Annotated in this window: 1 pseudogene; it reads right to left on the bottom strand. The window is 62.4% G+C overall.

The window, feature by feature from the left end:
- Positions 1-282, bottom strand: a pseudogene (locus tag J5M66_RS27260) (hypothetical protein); the annotation flags it as partial.

The following is a 282-nucleotide window of genomic DNA, read 5'->3' on the forward strand; positions in this document are numbered from 1 at the left end:
CGATCAGGGTGTCGGCACCCAGACCGCCGTCAAGGACGTTGTCGCCATCGTTGCCGGTCATGCGGTTGTTGACCGAGCTGCCGGTGCCGTTGAGGTTGGCTGTGCCGGTCAGGATCAGGTTCTCGACGTTGGCGCCGAGGGTGTAGTCGATGGACGAGAACACCCGGTCAAGCGCGGTCAGCGAGGCGTCGGTTTCGATGACCTGGTCGCCGACATTGTCGACATAGTAAGTATCGACGCCGTCGCCACCGATCATGGTATCGGCACCGAGGCCGCCATTGA

This window comes from Pseudomonas sp. 67(2021) (assembly GCF_017491835.1).
Lineage (GTDB): Bacteria > Pseudomonadota > Gammaproteobacteria > Pseudomonadales > Pseudomonadaceae > Aquipseudomonas > Aquipseudomonas atacamensis.